This is a genomic window from Pseudomonas sp. OST1909 (assembly GCF_015277575.1).
In the GTDB taxonomy this organism is placed as follows: Bacteria; Pseudomonadota; Gammaproteobacteria; order Pseudomonadales; family Pseudomonadaceae; genus Aquipseudomonas; species Aquipseudomonas synxantha_A.
Map to the genome: position 1 here is coordinate 2,860,237 of NZ_CP063780.1, position 18,198 is coordinate 2,878,434.

The window sequence follows — 18,198 nt, forward strand, 5'->3', positions numbered from 1 at the left end:
CGTTCTAGCTCTGATCAAGCCGTTTCCTAAGGTAGCCAATGACAATCTCTCGACGTGGGTTCATCGCAGGCCTGGCGCTGACCGGCGCGGCCGTGCCGGCGGCCTTTTATGCCCGTCGCGAGCTGACGCGGGAAGAAGAATTCCCCATAACCCCCGGCGAAGCCACGGTGGACCTGGCCGACACCCAGGGCCAGCACCTGGCGAACACCCTGCGCGGCGTCTGGAGCCTGCGCCTGGCAGGGCGCGATGCCGGCCTTGCGGGTTTGCCGTTGCACGGCCTGGAGCTGCTGCTCGACATCGCCCCTCGTGGCCGTGGGCTGCGGGGTTACCTGGATACCGCCGAGAACCTGCGCGCCGACGGCGAGCCACGCTATCGAGTCTTGGGCGACCTGCTGACGGGCGAGGGCGTCGTGCTCTATTGGCGGTTGATCGACCGCGACTCAGTCGGCGGTGTGCCGGCCTATGAGTTCAAGATGACCCTGGATGAAGTCTGGGCCGACTTCGGCAATGCCGGCAGCGCCACGCTCAGCGGGCAAATCCTCGACCTCGAGCGGCCCCTGGCGTTGACCGAGCGCGACAACCGTTTCATTGCGCACAAACAGCTGTTCCCCGAGGCGCGGCAACGCATCGGTCTGAATCCCACCTTGCTGGCCTGGCTGATTTCTCCCGAACACCGCCTGTTTCACCAACTGTGGCACGCCACGCGTGACCAGTGGCACAAGCTCTCCGAAGAAAAACGCGAGGCCCTGCGTGGCATCGGCTGGCAACCGGGGCCCCGTGGTCAGGAGCGCGATGCCCGCGGCCAACGCAAGGATCGCAATGGCTCGGGCATCGACTTCTTCTTCATGCACCGGCATATGCTCGGTACTGCGCGCTCCATGCAAGACCTGCCGTCGTGGCCGCAATTCCCCGCGCCGCAACCGGCGCTGGAGCGTGATCGCCTGGGCTTTGTGCGCTACTTCGACAACCACGACGGCTTCGCGCTGCCGCCCTGTTGGTCGGCGCCGGACGACGCCGACTACACCCAGTGGGTCAGCGATATCAAGGCGGCCGAGACCTACCACAGCAACTTCCAGGTCTGGGAATCCCAATACCGCGACCCGCGCTACCTGGCCAGGATGACCCTGGGCCAGTTGGGCTCGGAGATGGAACTGGGCCTGCACGACTGGCTGCACATGCGCTGGGCCTCGGTGCCCCGTGACCCGTCCAACGGCGCACCTGTGCCGTTCGCCCGTGACCCAGCAGACTTCTCGGCACGCTGGTATGCGCCGGAGAATGACTTCCTTGGCGATCCGTTTTCATCCCACGTCAATCCGGTGTTCTGGCACTTCCACGGCTGGATTGATGACCGTATCGAAGACTGGTTCCGCGCCCACGAGCGTTTCAACCCGGGCGAAGTGCGTCGCCTTGAAGTCAACGGTGTGGCCTGGTTTGCGCCGGGCCGTTGGGTTGAAGTGGGCGACCCCTGGCTGGGCCCGGACACCCACGGTTGCAGCACCACGCCGGGCTTGCAGCAGGGTCGCTCGATGGAAATGGACCCGGAAATCATGAAACTGGCCCTGCGTATTACCTTCGGCGCCGATGAGGACCTGCTCAAGGGCTTGTTCAAACGCGTACCGCGGCGGCCTTGGTACGCGCGGCATTTGAAGGTCACGCCCAAGCTTTAAACGCCATTGGCAGCGTCCTGTTCCAGCTTTATCTCCGCTCTATACAGGCCGCTGACACTTAGAGGGCTACCCGTCTTGCTCATCAGGTACAACTCGTTGAAGTCGGACACGGTGTAACCATCAGCCCTTCTGAGCGGCTGGAACAAGTGGCTGGTCTGCCCACTATTGAGCGCGCGTTCCATGCCGCTGCGCATAGACGCCTCATTGGGGAATTTGGCGAGCCCGAGGTTGGGATCGTAAAAGAACCAGGTTTTTTGGCCATCCACGACTTTCACTCCGGCCGTGACGCCGTGCTTTGGATTGCTGATGAGCAAGGCTTTGGACGTGGTGGCCTTTGCCAAGTCCGCGATGATCATCTCGTGCGTGGCGTTGTGGGTCAGTTGCCCGGAATGAAAGTCGTCTCTGAGCGTGTTTTGATACCTCTCCAGGCTGTTGCGGAATGCTTCCGTGTTGGGGTGCTTGGGGTGCGCCATACTGATGAAGAAGTTTTTGATCAGCGTGTCTTGCTTGTCATCGAGAATAGCCAATGCCATGGCATTGGACAGCGCGGCACAATCGCCATCGGATGGCAGGTTGACCTGACTCAGGTAATAGCCTTGCGGCATGGAGACGACTGTTGCGCCGGCAGCGGTCATGTCGTCACTGAATTTTTTGCTGAACGCAAGGCTAGTCTCAATCGTCTGATTTTGCAGGTGCTTGAACAGCGCCCCGACTTCTGCAGGGGTTAGCCCAGGGGTCAATATCAACTCGCGCAATTGATGCTTTTTCATCGTCGGTGAGAAACCCTCGATCCCCGCAGGGTTGCCCCTGGCAAGCGCCTCTTCAAACTGCATTTGTTGGGCGGTTGGGAGGTTGCCGGGCGATAAATTCCTGGGCGGAATGAGCGTTTCGTAGAGTGCTTTGACTCTGCCTGGCAGTGCCTCCAGTTCGTCAATGCGCCTGGACAAGCTGCCCAGTACGCTGGGTGAAGCCGTGGAATCCGTGGCCAGTTTTTTCAATTGTGTGACCCCCAGATCCGGGGAGTAACCAGCAAGGCTGGTCGGGTCGACCGTACTGTACCCCTGATGGAACGCAGCCCCACCTGCGGCGGTTGACCTGGCGTCGGCAACGGCATCGTTGAAGGCTTCCGGTATGGGTTTTGTCGGGTTGAACCAGCTCGTGATCCACTCGTCGAAGGTGCCTTTGATCTCACCCTGGGTTGCCAGCAGCTTAGGGGTGAAGTCCTTGATCGGTGCGCCGTAGGGTTGGCGGGTGATGGGGTCGTAGTGATGCCACTGATTGTTTTTGTATACCGCCACACTTTCAAGGGTGCGCCCGCTGGCTTTGACCGAACCCAGCAAAGCGCTGCCATGTTCCTGGCTGATAGTTTTCAACCAATCATGGCTTTTATCCGTGGCACGTATGTTGGCAAGCCACGCCGTGGTCCTGTTCAGCCCTTTGCTGATCAGGTTTGTACCGCCAACGGCCAGGTCAGCCAACCCGTCCAAAGGGTTGAAGTTGCTCAATGTGACCATGCCGATGACTTTGCCGGTCCGTGCGACTTTGGTCACAAGGGATGCGGCGCTTGCAGCAACGTTGGTCAGTTTGCCGATGGTAGCCGCGCCGGCTGTCAGAAAGCCGAATACATCCAGGGCCAAGTCAAACCCGCCCTCAAGAGTGTTGCCTTTTTTAAAGTTTTCAATTGCCGAGCGGAAAGGAATCAAATTCATGAAGAAATCGTTCACCTGATTGGCTTTCTCATTGGCCAGGTCCTGGGTTGTTTGGCCTCTGGCGTATTTCTCCATGTCCGGGTCGTCGAGATTGAAATGCTCGACGAAGGCATCGGCGATGTGTTGAGTGCGCGTGGTGGCAAAACTATCCATAGCTGCGCCAGTCGTGCGTTCGCTTGCGTGGCTGGCACTGACGCTCGTGGGTACGAACACGTTGGTCTTGAGCTCCACATTTCCAGCATCCCTGGACTCGCGCTCTTTAACCGCCCACCTTTCAACGGGCACGATTGCGCCTTGGGTAAGGTCAATACAGTAGCCAGTGGTTTGGCCGTTACGTTCAATTTTTACCAGCAGGTTTTTTTCATAGACGGGGTTGGACTTGCTCCAGAAGCCCAACTCAGTGGAGGAGTTTCGATAATACGTAATTTTGCCGTACTCGAAGTTCTTGCGGTCTTCCAGGGGCAATTGAGCGATCAGGTGTTTGACGGTCGTGCCAAGGGCGACTTTTTTCTGCTTGATCGTTTCCTCAAAGCGCTTTTCGAAGTTGCCGCTCACATCAAACCGGTAGCGGGCGTTCAGGTCTTTTATCGGTACACGTTTGTCCGCCGATTCAAACAGGTAGGGCAATCTTAGATCCATCATTGCGATGTCCAGCATCGAGTGACGGCCATAGAGCCATGTATGAGCCTTGTTCTGCCCTGTGCGCGGCGTGTTGGTGGTCTTTATCAGCTTTTGTCTGAACAGATCGCCCAGATCGCCATATCGTTCTACCAGCACGGCCATGGCCATTTTTTCGCGAGTAGGGAGTTCCATATCCAGTGCTCGGGACGCGGCGAGCATGTCCTGCTGGCGTTGTGTGAAGGTGGTTTTCAGGCTTTCGAGTTCCTGCAGGCTGTATTGCGTGTCGTCCTTGCGTGCAATCACGTTATGGCAAACCCCCCAATCTACCAGTGCGGCCGTGCGCGCTCGCTCAGCCGCCTCAGGTTGCGCCAGCCTGGCACGTTCACCTTCCTGCATCACCTGGACGTAGGTCATGTTCGGGACTTTTCCCGGCGTACCGGCTTCAATGGCTGCCGCAGCAATCACCAGGTTCAGCCAGGCGGGGCTGCCAGGCCTTACAGTGGCTGGGATGTCCTTGATCAGATAGACAGGCGCTTTCCTGGCCAGTAATGCATACGCGCCGACTTTGGACAGCGCAGGGCTGATCCTGGCGCTGTCGATCAGGTACTTGCTCAATGCATCCAGGACCGAGGAAGCAGGTTTACCCCAGTGGTTCTCGTGCGCCAGATCGAATCCCGCCACTTTATGGCGGTGAGGTGCGGTGATGGATTCTGGGTCCAATTGCAGGTGAATGGCGGCCATCAGGTAGTCCGTGGCGCTGTTGGCCGTGGCAATACCGCCGGACTGCTCCTGCAGGTATTTGCCCAGCGTTTGCCCAGCGGCACCGTTAAGCAAGGCCTCCAGCGCCTGGGCGGGATCACTGTGTACCTCAGTGGGCAGTGGGTGCTCGGCCAGCAAAGCCTCCAGGGCGTTCTGGTAATCTGACCTCATGGAGATAATGCGCAGTCGACTCTGTTCAGCCTGGCTCAGGGGAGTTGACCATGACAACGCTCCACCAAAATCCCCCAGTGGTTGCGCCAGGGCTTGCTGTTTTACCGTATTTATCAGCTCAATCAGCGAAAGCTTGGTGGTCGGTATCGACCAACCCTTGGCCCTGATAAAGCTCTCCAGTGTCGCCCCTTCACTGGGGCGCATAGGAAACGATGAGTCAGGATGAATATCCAGTGGTGCTCTTAAGGTGACAAGTATTGCTTGAGGCGTGGTGTTTACATCCAATTGTGGCGCGATGGCTGCGAGTTTCGTTGCCAGCAGCTGCAGGTCATGCCTGTCGCCGAACCCTTGCTTAAAGGTTTTCGGCGCAATGGCACGCTTCTCGGAGTCGACGGCAGGGAAGGTGGTTGCCGGTTCGATTGCGGGTGCCTGGTGGGGCGGCCTATCAGGCTTGGGGGTATGGAAGGGTCTGTTGTACCAGTGTGATTCGGCGTGTGTAGTCGGGTTGAGCATGGATGGCGGACCTGTAAGTCGAATAGCAAATAGGCAAGTTTCCTAAGGTGTACGCTTGAGCTTCAGACGCCGAGTTGGGTGAAGGAAAGGGGCACCAGGGTTCCCCTCCGGCAGAGAATGGAGTGTGACTAATAGCGACACGCGGTCGTATTACCCCCTGTGGGCTAAACAGCCTTCACGCTTGCTCTTGTTCCCGTAATTGCACACTCATCTGATCGCAACTGCGCGCCCAGTCACTGAGCCATTGGGGCATAGGTGGCGACGTTTCTTCCAGACCCAGTTCGCGCACGAAATCCGACGGCGGCACGTTGCCCTTGGCGCTGCGGAACACTCCACGGATCACCACCACGCCGATCACTCGGCCATGGCTGACGAAGCGGTGCTCCATCAGGCTCCACTTGTGGTCCCAGCCGAGCATTCGGGTGTGCACTTCAAATACCTCGAACAGTTTCAACTCGCGACGAAACTTGCCCCAGGTATCGCCCACGATCGGCACTGCCCTGTGGCGCAGCGCCACGCGAAAGGCACCCGTGCGCAGCACAAAATCCATGCGCGCCACATCTGCCAGGGTGAAATAGCGACCATTGGTGACATGCCGGTTCAGATCCAGGTCCAACGGCCAAACCCTCATGCGCACCACCGTAGTGGCCAGGCCGTGGACCGGTTTGCGCCAGGGGCGGCGCAACAGCATGTGCAGTAATCGAAACCAGAGATTCATGAAAAGACGCCAGACAGTTGAACAATGACCGCACTGTAAAGGTGAGGAATCGGATAAGGTAGGTGCGCAAATGACTTATTTCATGCGAAAAGCGCAAACTGGTTTTTAAATGCACATTACCTTGCTTCTGGCTGACCGATGTTCCGCTGCCAATGCCACCCTCGCCATGGAAGTACTCAGTGCGGCCAACCTGTTTGCGGATAGCCCGTGCTTTGAGGTGGTGCTGGCTTCCCTGGATGGGCAGGCGGTGGTGACATGGGGCGGCCAGCGCCTGGAGGTGGATTGCAGCGTGGCGCAGGTGGCCCGGACCGACCTGGTATTGATCCCAGGCTTTCTGTTTACCCTCAAGGAAGTCTTGCCGACGTTTGCCGCTTACGGCCCTTGGTTGCGTGAGCTGCACGGTCGTGGCGCAGTGCTGGCCTCGATGTGCACGGCCGCGTTTCTCTTGGCCGAAACGGGCCTGTTGCAGGGCTTGCGCGCCACCACCCATTGGGCGTTTACCGAGTTCTTCCGTCGTCGCTATGCCCAGGTCTGCCTGGATGAGGGGCAGATCCTCTGCGAAGAAAACCGCTTGATTACCTGCGGTGGCGCCACGGCGGCGATGGATTTGATGCTGCACCTGATCCGCCGCTTCGGCTCTGCGGAACTGGCTTATACCTGCGGCAAATATTTGCTGATCGATACCGGGCGCACCGAACAGTCGGTGTATGCCATGTGGTCGTTGCCCAAAAGCCACGGGGATAGCGAGATTCTGCGCGTACAGCACTGGTTGGAGCAGCACTTTACCGAGTCATTGGTGATCGACGAGGTGGCCCGGCGCTTCGGCTTTGGCGTGCGTAATTTCAAGCGCCGCTTCAAGGACGCCACCGGTCATACGCCAATCGGCTACCTGCAAACTCTGCGTCTGGAACGGGCCAAGCAGATGCTTGAGTCAACGCGCATGACGCTCGACAGCATTACCTATGCCGTTGGCTATGAAGACAGCAATTCGTTTCGACGCCTGTTTCAGCAGCGGGTGGGTATGTTGCCGGCGGCGTATCGCAAGAAATTCCTGATCGTCCAGGGCTGACCCAAATGTGGAAGGGGCGGTGCGACGATTCGACTTCCCCCGGAGGCGACCTGACAGCCGAGCAAATCGCAGACGAAAAAAAACCGGCTGATCAGGCCGGTTTGGGGGCTCCCGCAAACAGCGCGGGGTTATACGTGGGAGCTCAGCAGACGCTCGGCACCACCTTCGGCCAAGCCACGTTCCTGCAAGCGGTCAGCACCACCTTCGGCCAAGCCACGTTCCTGCAAGCGGTCAGCACCACCTTCGGCCAAGCCACGTTCCTGCAAGCGGTCAGCACCACCTTCGGCCAGGCCGCGTTCCTGCAAGCGGTCAGCACCACCTTCGGCCAAGCCACGTTCCTGCAAGCGGTCAGCACCACCTTCGGCCAGGCCACGTTCCTGCAAGCGATCCGCGCCACCTTCGGCGACACGAGTTTCCATCAGGCGGTCGGCACCGCCTTCAGCGACTACCGGGTGGGCAAAAGCGTTTGCAGCGAGTACCGAGAAAGCGAGGCTAAGCAGGATTTGGCGTTTCATGATGGTGTGCTCCGAGTGCTTTGGTTGGGTGCCGTTTGGCATGGGTTTGATGTTACGCGCTGCATGTTTTAAGAGAACTTCATTGCGCTGATGGTGACTATCGATGCCAGCGATGGTCCCGCCTACGGGGCCATCACTGTGGCCGTCATGGCATCTGCGGCAGTTCGTTGGGGCGCAGGTCAAACACCAGCACCTCGGCGTCTTCGCCATGGCTCAGGCGGATCTGGCGCTCGTCGCGCACTCGCACACCGTCGCCTTCCTGCAAGCGCTGACCATTGAGTTCAACGCTGCCGCGTGCCACATGGACGTAGGCGTAGCGATCCGGTGCCAGCTCCAGGCGGGTACTTTCGTCAGCGTCGAACAGCCCGGCATACACCCGTGCGTCCTGGCGCACTTTCAGCGAACCGTTGGCGCCGTCCGGCGAGATGATCAACTGCAAGCGCCCACGTTTTTGCGCTTCACTGAAGTGCTCCTGCTGATAGCGTGGCTTGGCGCCGGCTTCGTTGGGCACGATCCAGATTTGCAGGAAATGCACACCAAGGCGCTGGCTGTGGTTGAACTCGCTGTGGGCCACGCCGCTGCCGGCGCTCATCAGTTGCACATCGCCGGGGCGAATCACCGAACCGGTGCCCAGGGTGTCCTTGTGCTCCAGTGCGCCTTCAAGCACATAGGAGAAGATCTCCATGTCGCGGTGGGGGTGCTGGCCGAAGCCTTTACCCGCGGCGACACGGTCATCATTGATCACCAGCAGGTCGGAAAACCCCTGCTCCTTGGGGTTCCAGTAGTTGGCGAAAGAGAAGGTGTGGAACGACTTCAACCAACCGTGATTGGCGGCGCCGCGTTCGGAAGCTTTGCGAAGGGTCAGCATGGTCCAGTCCTCAAGTGAGCGCGGGCTGCGAGATGCAGGGCGCTTGGGTTGAGAAGAAGGTTAATGGTTAACGAATGATTGATTAAGAAGATGAAAATAGAATAACTGTCAACCTCAAGTTGACAGTAAAAGTCGTGCCATAATGCCCGTCGCACTTCTTCTCGATGGACATTTCCCGCTTATGAAAACCGTGGCCATGGCGCTGTTTCCGGACTTCCTGCTGCTCGACATGGCCGGGCCGCTTGAAGTGTTTTCGATTGCCAACCGCTACCTGCCGGCGGCCGATCACTACCAGATCCTGACCATTGGCACTGAGCCTGGTCCGTTGCGGGCATCCAATGGTGTGGTGGTCCAGACCGATCTGCTGTTGGAACAGGCCCAGGCGGCTTATGACCTGCTGCTGGTGCCGGGTGGCCCAGGTGCCTATAACGAATGCCATCCCGCGTTGCTGCCTTGGCTGAAGGCCGCCGCGCCGCGTGCCCGGCGTTTCGGCTCGATCTGCACCGGGGCCTTTGTGCTCGGCCATGCAGGTTTGCTCGACGCGCACCGCGTGACCACCCACTGGCACTACACCGAGCGCTTGATCAAGGCTTTTCCCAAGGCCATCGTCGAGACAGACCGCATCTACTTGCAGGACGGGCGCCTGATTACCTCCGGCGGCGTCACTGCGGGTATCGACCTGGCCCTGTCGGTGGTTGCCCAGGACCATGGCAAGCAAGTGGCGGTGGACGTGGCCAAAGTCTTGCTGGTGGTGATGAAGCGCCAGGGTGGCCAGGCCCAGTTCAGCCCCATGACGGCTGCGGTAGCGCCCCAGGAAACCGCGATCACCCGCGTGCAGAACCACGTGCTGGCGCATCTTGAGCAGCCGTTTACTATCGAGTCCATGGCCGAACTGGCCGGCATGAGTGCACGCCATTTTGCGCGGCTGTTCGCCAAGGACGTGCAGATGACGCCCATGGCGTTCTTGCAGGGCGCGCGCATCGACCGTGCCCGGCAACTGCTGGAAACCACCGACCTGCCGCTCAAGACCGTGGCGTTTCACGCAGGCTTCGGCAGCGTGCGGCATATGCGCTTTCTGTTCAGTGAAAAACTGGGCCTGAACCCGACCCAATACCGACAACAGTTCAGTTAACGACACAATGTCCGTCTGAGGCACTCGATTGTCCGTATCGCTCCCCGTGCCAGCATTGTCCTGTCATCGCTAGCTGGCAAGATAGGGCCGAGCCCATGGAAAAGGATGCGCAGGCACTCAAGCACGGGTGTTTCAGCGCAGTTACGGACATGCAAGATTCTGAGACGCTGAGCTTCGGCCCCTACACCTTTCATCGGCAACAGCGCCTGGTCAGCAAGTCTGGCTGGCCGGTGCCGTTGGGCGGGCGGGCGTTGGATATTCTTGCGGTACTGCTGGAAGTGCCGGGGCAGTTCATCAGCAAGGCCACCTTGATCGAACGGGTCTGGCCCAACAGCGTCGTCGAAGACAATAACCTGCGCGTGCATATTGCCGCGTTGCGTCGGGCGCTGGACGGACAACGCCTGATCCTCAATCACCCCCAGCGTGGTTATTGCTTCGTCGGCCCCGTGCAAGCCACTGTGCCGACGCTGCCGGCTGCGCATAACCTGGCTGCCCGGCTCAGCCCGGTGTTCGGTCGCGAAGAGCTGGTGAGCCTGCTGGCGCGGCGCTTGTCCGGGCAACGCTTGCTGACCCTCACCGGTGTGGCCGGCGTCGGCAAAAGTACGCTGGCCCTGGTCCTGGCCGAGCGCGTGTTGCCGCGCTATCGCGACGGGGTGTGGTGGCTCGACCTGACCCAGGTGCAAACCCTTGGCGAACTGCTTGCCAGCGTTGCCACGGTCATGCAGTTCAAGCCCACTTACAGCCTCGATGAGGTGTCTCGCCAGTTGGCCTCGCACCAACTGCTACTGGTGCTCGACGGTGCCGACCTGTTGCTCGGCGCCTGTCGAAAGCTGGTGCGCGCACTGCGCGAAAGAGCGCCCGAGGTGAGTATCCTGATCAGCAGCCGCGAACCCTTGCTGGCGCCCGGCGAGTGGGTGTTGCGTGTACCTGCGCTGGCACTGCCTTCACCGTCGGCGTGCCGTAGTGTCGAGCAGGCCATGGAGTGTGCCGCGGTGCAGCTGTTTGTCGCCCGCGCCCGCGCCAGTCAGCAGGATTTTGTATTGCGGCCGCAGGACCTGGCGCCGTTGCGCGATATTTGTCGACGCCTGGACGGTATCCCATTGGCCCTCGAACTGGCGGCCGCCCAGGTCGATGCGCTGGGCATCGGCGCAGTGCAGCAGCAGTTGCGCAGCGGCCTGCAGGGGCTGACGCGCGGTCGCCGCACAGCGGTAGAGCACCATCGCTCATTGACCGCTGCCCTGGATTGGAGCTACGCGCGTCTGAGCCTGCCGCAGTGCTGGCTGTTCTTGCAGTTGGGCTTGTTCAAGATGGCGGTGACCTTGCCCACGTTGAGTGAGATGGTACGCGGTACCGAGCTTGAGCACGCCGACCTGACTTATCTGTTGGCGCGTCTGGTCAATACCTCGCTGCTGGTCATCGAGCCTGGGCTTGGCCCGCGGCGCTACCGGTTGCTCAACTGCGTGCGCAGCTATGCTTTGGCGCAACTGCGTGATCCGAGCCAGGTGCAGCGGTTGCAGCAAGGTTATGGAGACTGCCTGGATGCGTGTTCAGGCCGGCCGTTTGTCTTGCAACTGGTCGAGCAGGCCGCGCACGCGCATTAAGTCCTGGGTGGCGAAGCCTTCGGTAAATTGCGCGTGGATCGGGCTCAGCAGGTTCCTGGCAGCCAGGCTGCGCCCTTGCTGTTGCCACAGTTGCGCCAGGGAGTGCGCACATCGCAGCTCCCAGGCGAGCGCGCCTTGCTGGCGCGCCAGGCCAAGGGCCTGGAGCAAGAGGTCTTCAGCGACGCGCATATCACCTTGACGCGCCAACTGTTCGGCGCGCACCCGCAGGATTTCCGTGGCGCACCAGCCGGCAGCGCCACTGCGTGCCCTTTCGACGGCGGCCGCGTCGGCTTCACGGGAGCCGAGTGTGATCAAGGTATCCTCGATCAGTCCCAAACCCTGCAAATGGTTGTCACCCAGGATGCCGGCGTAATGCCCGGCCCAGGTCTGGAACAGTTGCACTGAATGCTTGTGGGATTGCTCCAGCAGCAGCGTTTGCAACGCGTGTGCGTCGTCTTCGGCGCCGTTGTAGCGGGCGATTACCACGCCGGCCAACGCCAGGGTGTAGCAGATCGACGTGCCGTGATTGATCTGCAGTGCCAGTTCCAGTGCCTGGCTGGCCGTGCGCCAGGCGCACTCGGGAAAGCCCTGTAGCCACAGGATCCTCGCCAGGACGGTCAGGGATGCGACGTTCTGGTCGTATTGCACGCCAACGCCATGGGCGAAGCGGTTCACGTGGCCGCTGTGGGTCATGCGCTGCAGCACCTGCTCGGCATGGTGACGAGCAAGCGGCTGATTGCCCATGTAGTGCTGGCCCAGCGCGCGCAAGCGTTGGACGCTGAGGTCCAGCAGCGGTTCGGTGCGCGGGTCGAGGCGCTCGAACTGTACGCTTTGCTCCAGCGCCTCGGCATAGCGTCCGGCACACAGGTTCACGGCCATATGGCCTGAGACCGCACGCAACTGGCCGGCCAGGTCCTGATTCATTTCGGCCAGGCGTGCGGCACCCACGAAGGCTGCGACGGTCTGGGGCGCGGGGCCCAAGGCATGGTACGAGAGACTGCCCAAGGCCAACTGCAATTGCAGGGTCAATTGGGTGCAAGGGGCCTTGACCTGATCAATCAGCGCCAGCGCCTTGTGCACATAACCGCCGTGCTCGCGCAGTAACGACAGCTCCTGCCACAGCGGCATCGCACTGACCGTCAGGCGAATGGCCAACAGGTGCTCGTTTTCCTCGGTAAAGCTCCAGTCGAGTGCGGCGCGCACGTCCTCGCGCAGCGGTGCGTAACGGTCGATCCAGGGCTGCGTGGCGATCAGTTCCCAGTCGCCTTGCGCCTGTTCCATCAGCGCCAGGCACCTGGCGGCGTGGCGTTCGCGAGTGGCGTGCAGCTCGCCGGCCTGGCTGAGCTTTTCCAGGGCATAGGTGCGGGTAATATCCAGCAGGCGATAAACCACCTCGTCATCGCTGGCTTCCACATTCAACAGCGACTTGGCCACCAGTTGCGTGATGGAGCCCAGCACCTGGGCCGGGGCAATGTTTTCCCCGGCGATCACCGCCGCCGCGCTGACCAGGCTGAAACCACCGCGAAACACCGCGAGCCGGCGCAGGCAGATTTTTTCGCATTCGGTGAGCAAATCAAAACTCCAGTCGAGCGTAGCTCGCAGGGTTTGCTGGCGGGGCAGGGCACTGCGTCGCCCGCGGGTCAGCAGACGGAAGTTGTCCTCCATCTGCACCAGCAGCCCCTGCAAGCCAAAGCGTTCGATCTGCGCGGCGACCAGTTCGATCGCCAGGGGAATGCCGTCCAGGCGCTGACAAATATCGATTGCCAACGGCAGTTCGGCTTCGCTGAGGGCAAAGCTGTCCTGATGAGACATCGCCCGCTCGATCAGCAATTGCATGGCCGGATAACCCAGGGCCTGGGCACGGTTGCCGGTGGCGGGCGGGCAGGCCAGCGGTTCGAGGCGTTGTACATGTTCACCCTCGGCGCGCAGGGCTTCGCGGCTGGTGCTGAGAATGTGCAGGTGCGGCGCATGGCGCAACAGGGTTTCGCTGATCAGGGCAATGTCGTCGAGCAGGTGTTCGCAATTATCGATCACCAGCAGCATCTGACGCGCCTGCAGGCTGCGGGCGAAGCTGACCAGTGGCGCATTTTCGCCGGGAGTGAGGCCGAGCAGGGCGGTGAGATTGGGCAGGATCATTGACGCGGCGCTCAGCGGCGCCAGGTCCAGCAGATGAATCCCATCGCGGTAATGCCCGATCAGCAATTCGGCGACACGCAGGGCCACGGTGGTCTTGCCGATGCCACCGGCGCCGGTCAGGGTGATGAAGCGTTGCTGCGGCAGTTGCTGCACCAGGGCGTCGATCAGGGCCTGGCGGCCGATCATTCGCGTGCGTCGCAGCGGCAGGTTATGGCGCGGGCGCTGGGGGGCGCCGTCGGTGGGTAGCGTCATCGGTTCGATGCTCAGTGGCGCAACAAAGCTGTAGCCGCGCTGGGCGACTGTGACGATATAGCGCTGCCCGGCCTGGCCGTCACCCAGCGCCTTGCGCAGCGCCGCCATGTGTACCCGCAGGTTGCCGTCTTCCACCACGCTGGTGGGCCAGACCCGCGCGATCAGCTCCTGCTTGCTCACCACATTGCCGGCCTGCTCCAGCAGGATCAGCAGGATATCCACCGCCCGCCGCCCCAGGCGCAACGGGCGACCGGCCTCCAGCACCAGGCGCTGGCGCGGGTGGATGCAGTAGGGGCCGAAGTGCACGGCCTGGTCGCTCAGGTCTGTCATGGTTGCCCAGGTTCTGGAGTAGGGGTTGGGCCAGCATATTCCAGCCGCGGCAAGACCACTAGGCGGCGATCACGTCAGGCTTGGAACGCGAGTGGTGATTTCGCCAGGTCATCGGGTTCACGCCTTCGCTGCGCGTGAACATATGGCAGAAGTGCGCCTGGTCGCAGAATCCGCATTCCAGGCTGATTTGCGTGAGGCTCAAGGACGAACCGGTGATCAATTCCTTGGCCCGCAGAATCCGCTGCTGGCGAATCCATTCCTGGGGCGACACTCCGGTGGTGCATTTGAACGCGCGGGAGAAATGGCTGCGCGACAAGGCGCAGGCCTGTGCCAGGTCGGCGATGGCCAGGCTTTCGCCGAGGTTGGCGAGGATCAATTGCTTGGCGATGCGCTCGCGCCGGGGGCACAGGCCACCGGTGGCGGACAAACGAGGGGCGTATTGCTCAAGTCGGGCCATGACAAATATCCGCAGTCGATGGGAGCGTTCCCGTGAATGGATGCAGTGTAGACGTGGCTTATCTTGTTGGCGGGCCGCCTGGCTGACGAGTTAATCGTTGTTAATTTCGCTAGGTGCCGCCGCATAAAAGACAGCACGGCTATGCAATCGCAGGCGTGCGGGACATGCTTTGCTTGCCCTCTGCAAATTGTCTGGATACCGCCATGAACCGCAACGACCTGCGTCGCGTCGATATGAACCTGCTGGTGATTTTCGAGGCCCTGATGTTCGAAAAAAACCTGACCCGGGTTGCCGAGAAGCTCTTCATGGGCCAACCGGCGGTCAGCGCGGCGCTGGGCCGTCTGCGCGATTTGTTCGACGACCCGTTGTTGCTGCGCAACGGTCGCGGTATGGAGCCCACGCCACGGGCGGTGGCAATACTCAAGGAGCTGCAACCGGCCATGGACACCATCTCCGGCGCCGTCAGCCGCGCCAAGGATTTCGACCCTTCCACCAGTTGCGCGGTGTTTCGCATTGGCCTGTCCGATGACGCCGAGTTCGGGCTGTTTCCCGCGTTGCTCAGCCAACTGCGCGAAGAGGCCCCGGGCATCATCGTGGTGGTGCGCCGGGCCAATTACCTGTTGATGTCATCGCTGCTGGCCAGCGGTGAAATTTCGGTCGGGGTGAGCTACACCACCGAACTGCCGGCCAATGCCAAGCGCAAGAAACTGCGGGATATTCCCTGCAAGGTGTTGCGCGGGGATGACGGTGAGGCGCCGCTGACTCTGGATGACTACTGCGCCAGGCCCCATGCGATGGTGTCATTCTCGGGTGACCTGAGCGGCAATATCGACCTGGACCTGGCGCGCATCGGCCGCTCGCGGCGGGTGGTGCTGGCGGTGCCGCAGTTCAGCGGGTTGCGCGCGTTGCTGGCGGGAACGCAGATCATCGCGACCGTGCCGGACTACGCAGCGTGCGCGTTGACCGAAGGCACCCGCTTGCGGGCCGAGGATCCGCCGTTTGCGATTGATGCGGCGGAACTGTCGATGGTCTGGAGCGGGGTGCATGACAATGATCCGGCGGAGCGCTGGCTACGCGGGCGGATTGCCGAGCATATGGCGGCGAACTGAATGCCAAGTGACTGTCGGTGATCTCCTCCCACAGAAACCCAGACAGCACATACATCCAATTCCCAGTACCCCCGGCCCGGCAAACTCCTCCCATCGCTCAATCCTGCGGGGGAGTCACCCAATCATGGACCCAACACCTAAAACCAGCTCTGACGAAGTCGTCACGCTGGTCGTCAAGCACCGGGTCAAGCCCGGCCGTGAAACCGAGTACGAAGCCTGGCTACGCCGCATCGTGCGTATCGCTGGCGAACGCCCCGGCCACCTGGGCGTCGACGTGGTGCGCAGCCAGCAAAACGGCACGGCCCTGTTCACCTGCGTATTGCGCTATAGCTCCACCGATGCCCTGGAACTGTGGCTCGACTCTCCACAACGCCAGGCCCTGATCGACGAAGCCGCGCCGATGCTGGCTGACGGCGACCAGACTGAAATCGGCGGCGCCAATGAGTTCTGGTTCGCCCCTCAGGCCGACGGCGCCGCCAAGCCACCGCGCTGGAAGCAGGCGGTGGTGAGCCTGTTTGTGATCCTGCCGCAAACCTTGCTGCTGCCCATTATCTGGGGGCCGATCCTGCGGCTGCATCCGTTTTTGTCCAACTACGTGGTTTCGACCTTTTTGGTCACCCTCACCATCGTGCTGTTGGTGGTGTACCTGCTGATGCCGGCAGCCACCCGCTTGTTCGCTCCCTGGCTTGAAGCCTCTGTAAAGGAAACCCTATGAACGCCGATCTGATTCTGTTCAATGGCCAGTTCCACACCGTGGACCGGGAAAACCCACGCGCCAGCGCCGTCGCCATTCGCGACGGGCGCTTCGTCGCTGTCGGCACTGACGGCGAGGCCATGGCCCTGCGCGGCAGTGGCACCCAGGTGATCGACCTCAAGGGCCGTACCGTCATCCCCGGGCTCAACGACTCGCACCTGCACCTGATCCGTGGCGGGCTGAACTACAACCTCGAACTGCGCTGGGAGGGCGTGCCGTCCCTGGCCGATGCCTTGCGCATGCTCAAGGACCAGGCGGATCGTACGCCCACACCGCAATGGGTACGCGTGGTCGGCGGCTGGAACGAATTCCAGTTCGCCGAAAAACGTATGCCCACCCTGGAAGAACTCAACCAGGCCGCGCCGGATACCCCGGTGTTCGTGCTGCACCTGTACGACCGCGCCTTGCTCAACCGTGCGGCGCTGCGCGTGGCCGGCTACACCAAGGACACGCCGAACCCACCGGGCGGCGAGATCGTACGTGACAGCAACGGCAACCCCACCGGGATGCTGGTGGCGCGGCCCAACGCGATGATTTTGTATTCGACCTTGGCCAAAGGCCCAAAACTGCCGCTGGAATATCAGGTCAACTCCACCCGCCAATTCATGCGCGAACTCAATCGCCTGGGCCTGACCAGCGCTATCGATGCCGGCGGTGGTTTCCAGAACTACCCGGACGATTACGCGGTGATCGAGCAACTGGCCAAGGACCAGCAGTTGACGGTGCGCATCGCCTACAACCTGTTTACCCAAAAGCCCAAGGAAGAACTCAGCGACTTCAAGAACTGGACCGGCAGCGTGACCCTGCATCAGGGCGACGACTACCTGCGCCACAACGGTGCCGGGGAGATGCTGGTGTTCTCCGCTGCGGACTTCGAAGACTTCCTCGAACCACGTCCGGACCTGCCGCTGACCATGGAACAGGAGCTGGAACCGGTGGTGCGCCACCTGGTGGAACAGCGCTGGCCGTTCCGCCTGCACGCCACTTACGACGAATCCATCTCGCGTATGCTCGACGTGTTCGAGAAGGTCAACCGTGACATTCCGTTCAATGGCCTGCCGTGGTTCTTCGACCATGCCGAAACCATCACCCCGAAAAACATCGAACGGGTGCGCGCCCTCGGCGGTGGTATTGCGATCCAGGATCGCATGGCGTTCCAGGGTGAGTACTTTGTCGAGCGCTATGGCGCCAAGGCCGCCGAAGCCACGCCACCGATCAAGCGCATGTTGGCCGAAGGCGTGCCGGTAGGGGCGGGCACCGATGCCACGCGGGTCTCCAGCTATAACCCCTGGACCTCGTTGTACTGGATGGTCAGCGGGCGCACGGTCGGCGGCCTGGAGCTGCATGCCGAGGGCTTGCCGCGCCTTACCGCGCTGGAGTTGTTTACCCACGGCAGCGCCTGGTTCTCGTCCGAGCAGGGCAAGAAAGGCCAGATCAAGGTCGGTCAGTTGGCCGATGTCGCAGCGCTGTCGGCGGACTTTTTCAGTGTCGATGAAGAGGCCATCAAGTGGATCGAGTCGGTACTCACCGTGGTCGGCGGCAAGGTTGTCTACGGCGCTGGCGACTTCGAAGATTACGCACCGCCGCGCGTGCCGGTGCTGCCGGACTGGTCGCCGGTGGCCAAGGTGCCAGGGCACTGGCGCCCGACTTCGCCGATGCAGGCGCAGGTACATCAGTGCAGCGGTCCGTGCGGCGTACACGCCCATAGCCATGAAAAAGCCCGTCTTTCCAGCGTGCCGGTCAGCGACTTCCAGGGTTTCTGGGGTGCGTTTGGCTGCTCATGCTTTGCCTTTTAATCCAGAAACCCAAGGAGTTAC

Annotated in this window: 13 protein-coding genes; 7 read left to right on the forward strand and 6 right to left on the reverse strand. The window is 61.3% G+C overall.

Translation table 11 applies throughout. The features are described from left to right. Positions 1-38: 38 nt before the first annotated feature. Complete coding sequence (locus tag IH404_RS12450) at positions 39-1,667, forward strand: PvdJ/PvdD/PvdP-like protein (protein ID WP_194440534.1); 1,629 nt, start codon at positions 39-41, stop codon at positions 1,665-1,667. Here IH404_RS12450 and IH404_RS12455 read toward each other — a convergent pair. Further along, positions 1,664-5,440 (reverse strand): hypothetical protein, encoded by a 3,777-nt coding sequence (locus IH404_RS12455; protein ID WP_194440535.1) that lies wholly within the window; start codon positions 5,438-5,440, stop codon positions 1,664-1,666. The genes IH404_RS12450 and IH404_RS12455 overlap by 4 nt on opposite strands. 175 nt (positions 5,441-5,615) lie before the next feature. Further along, the gene (locus IH404_RS12460) at positions 5,616-6,158 is read right to left on the reverse strand and encodes a thioesterase family protein (RefSeq protein WP_194440536.1); all 543 of its coding nucleotides are present in this window, start codon (positions 6,156-6,158) and stop codon (positions 5,616-5,618) included. Between the two features lie 109 nt (positions 6,159-6,267). Here IH404_RS12460 and IH404_RS12465 point away from each other — a divergent pair, with 109 nt between their 5' ends. After that, the gene (locus IH404_RS12465) at positions 6,268-7,227 is read left to right on the forward strand and encodes a helix-turn-helix domain-containing protein (RefSeq protein WP_194440537.1); all 960 of its coding nucleotides are present in this window, start codon (positions 6,268-6,270) and stop codon (positions 7,225-7,227) included. 128 nt (positions 7,228-7,355) lie between these two features. Here the strand turns inward: IH404_RS12465 and IH404_RS12470 are convergent, their stop codons facing one another. Both IH404_RS12470 and IH404_RS12475 read right to left on the reverse strand, forming a co-directional pair. Next, on the reverse strand, positions 7,356-7,742 hold the full coding sequence (locus IH404_RS12470) for a hypothetical protein (RefSeq protein ID WP_194440538.1): 387 nt from the start codon (positions 7,740-7,742) through the stop codon (positions 7,356-7,358). 145 nt (positions 7,743-7,887) lie between these two features. Beyond that, entirely contained in the window at positions 7,888-8,610 is a 723-nt protein-coding gene (locus IH404_RS12475) for a pirin family protein (protein WP_005787654.1), read from the reverse strand. A gap of 181 nt (positions 8,611-8,791) precedes the next feature. Here IH404_RS12475 and IH404_RS12480 point away from each other — a divergent pair, with 181 nt between their 5' ends. Together IH404_RS12480 and IH404_RS12485 are read left to right on the forward strand one after the other, a co-directional pair. Next, complete coding sequence (locus IH404_RS12480) at positions 8,792-9,742, forward strand: GlxA family transcriptional regulator (RefSeq protein ID WP_005787655.1); 951 nt, start codon at positions 8,792-8,794, stop codon at positions 9,740-9,742. A 95-nt stretch (positions 9,743-9,837) separates the two neighbouring features. Beyond that, entirely contained in the window at positions 9,838-11,343 is a 1,506-nt protein-coding gene (locus tag IH404_RS12485) for a winged helix-turn-helix domain-containing protein (protein ID WP_194440539.1), read from the forward strand. Here IH404_RS12485 and IH404_RS12490 read toward each other — a convergent pair. Both IH404_RS12490 and IH404_RS12495 read right to left on the reverse strand, forming a co-directional pair. Next, positions 11,290-14,061 carry a winged helix-turn-helix domain-containing protein gene (locus tag IH404_RS12490; RefSeq protein ID WP_194440540.1) on the reverse strand — a complete coding sequence of 924 codons (2,772 nt, stop codon included), beginning with the start codon at positions 14,059-14,061 and terminating at the stop codon, positions 11,290-11,292. The genes IH404_RS12485 and IH404_RS12490 overlap by 54 nt on opposite strands. 58 nt (positions 14,062-14,119) lie before the next feature. Then, positions 14,120-14,518 carry an AraC family transcriptional regulator gene (locus IH404_RS12495; protein WP_032876268.1) on the reverse strand — a complete coding sequence of 133 codons (399 nt, stop codon included), beginning with the start codon at positions 14,516-14,518 and terminating at the stop codon, positions 14,120-14,122. A 203-nt stretch (positions 14,519-14,721) separates the two neighbouring features. Here IH404_RS12495 and IH404_RS12500 point away from each other — a divergent pair, with 203 nt between their 5' ends. From IH404_RS12500 to IH404_RS12510, 3 genes are all read left to right on the forward strand, one after another. Next, positions 14,722-15,627: a LysR family transcriptional regulator gene (locus IH404_RS12500; RefSeq protein WP_194440541.1), complete on the forward strand. Its 906-nt coding sequence runs from the start codon at positions 14,722-14,724 to the stop codon at positions 15,625-15,627. Positions 15,628-15,751: 124 nt separating this feature from the next. Continuing rightward, positions 15,752-16,342 carry an antibiotic biosynthesis monooxygenase gene (locus tag IH404_RS12505; protein WP_005787663.1) on the forward strand — a complete coding sequence of 197 codons (591 nt, stop codon included), beginning with the start codon at positions 15,752-15,754 and terminating at the stop codon, positions 16,340-16,342. Continuing rightward, the gene (locus IH404_RS12510; protein WP_194440542.1) at positions 16,339-18,177 is read left to right on the forward strand and encodes an amidohydrolase; all 1,839 of its coding nucleotides are present in this window, start codon (positions 16,339-16,341) and stop codon (positions 18,175-18,177) included. Before IH404_RS12505 ends, IH404_RS12510 begins: the two co-directional genes overlap by 4 nt. Positions 18,178-18,198: the final 21 nt, after the last annotated feature.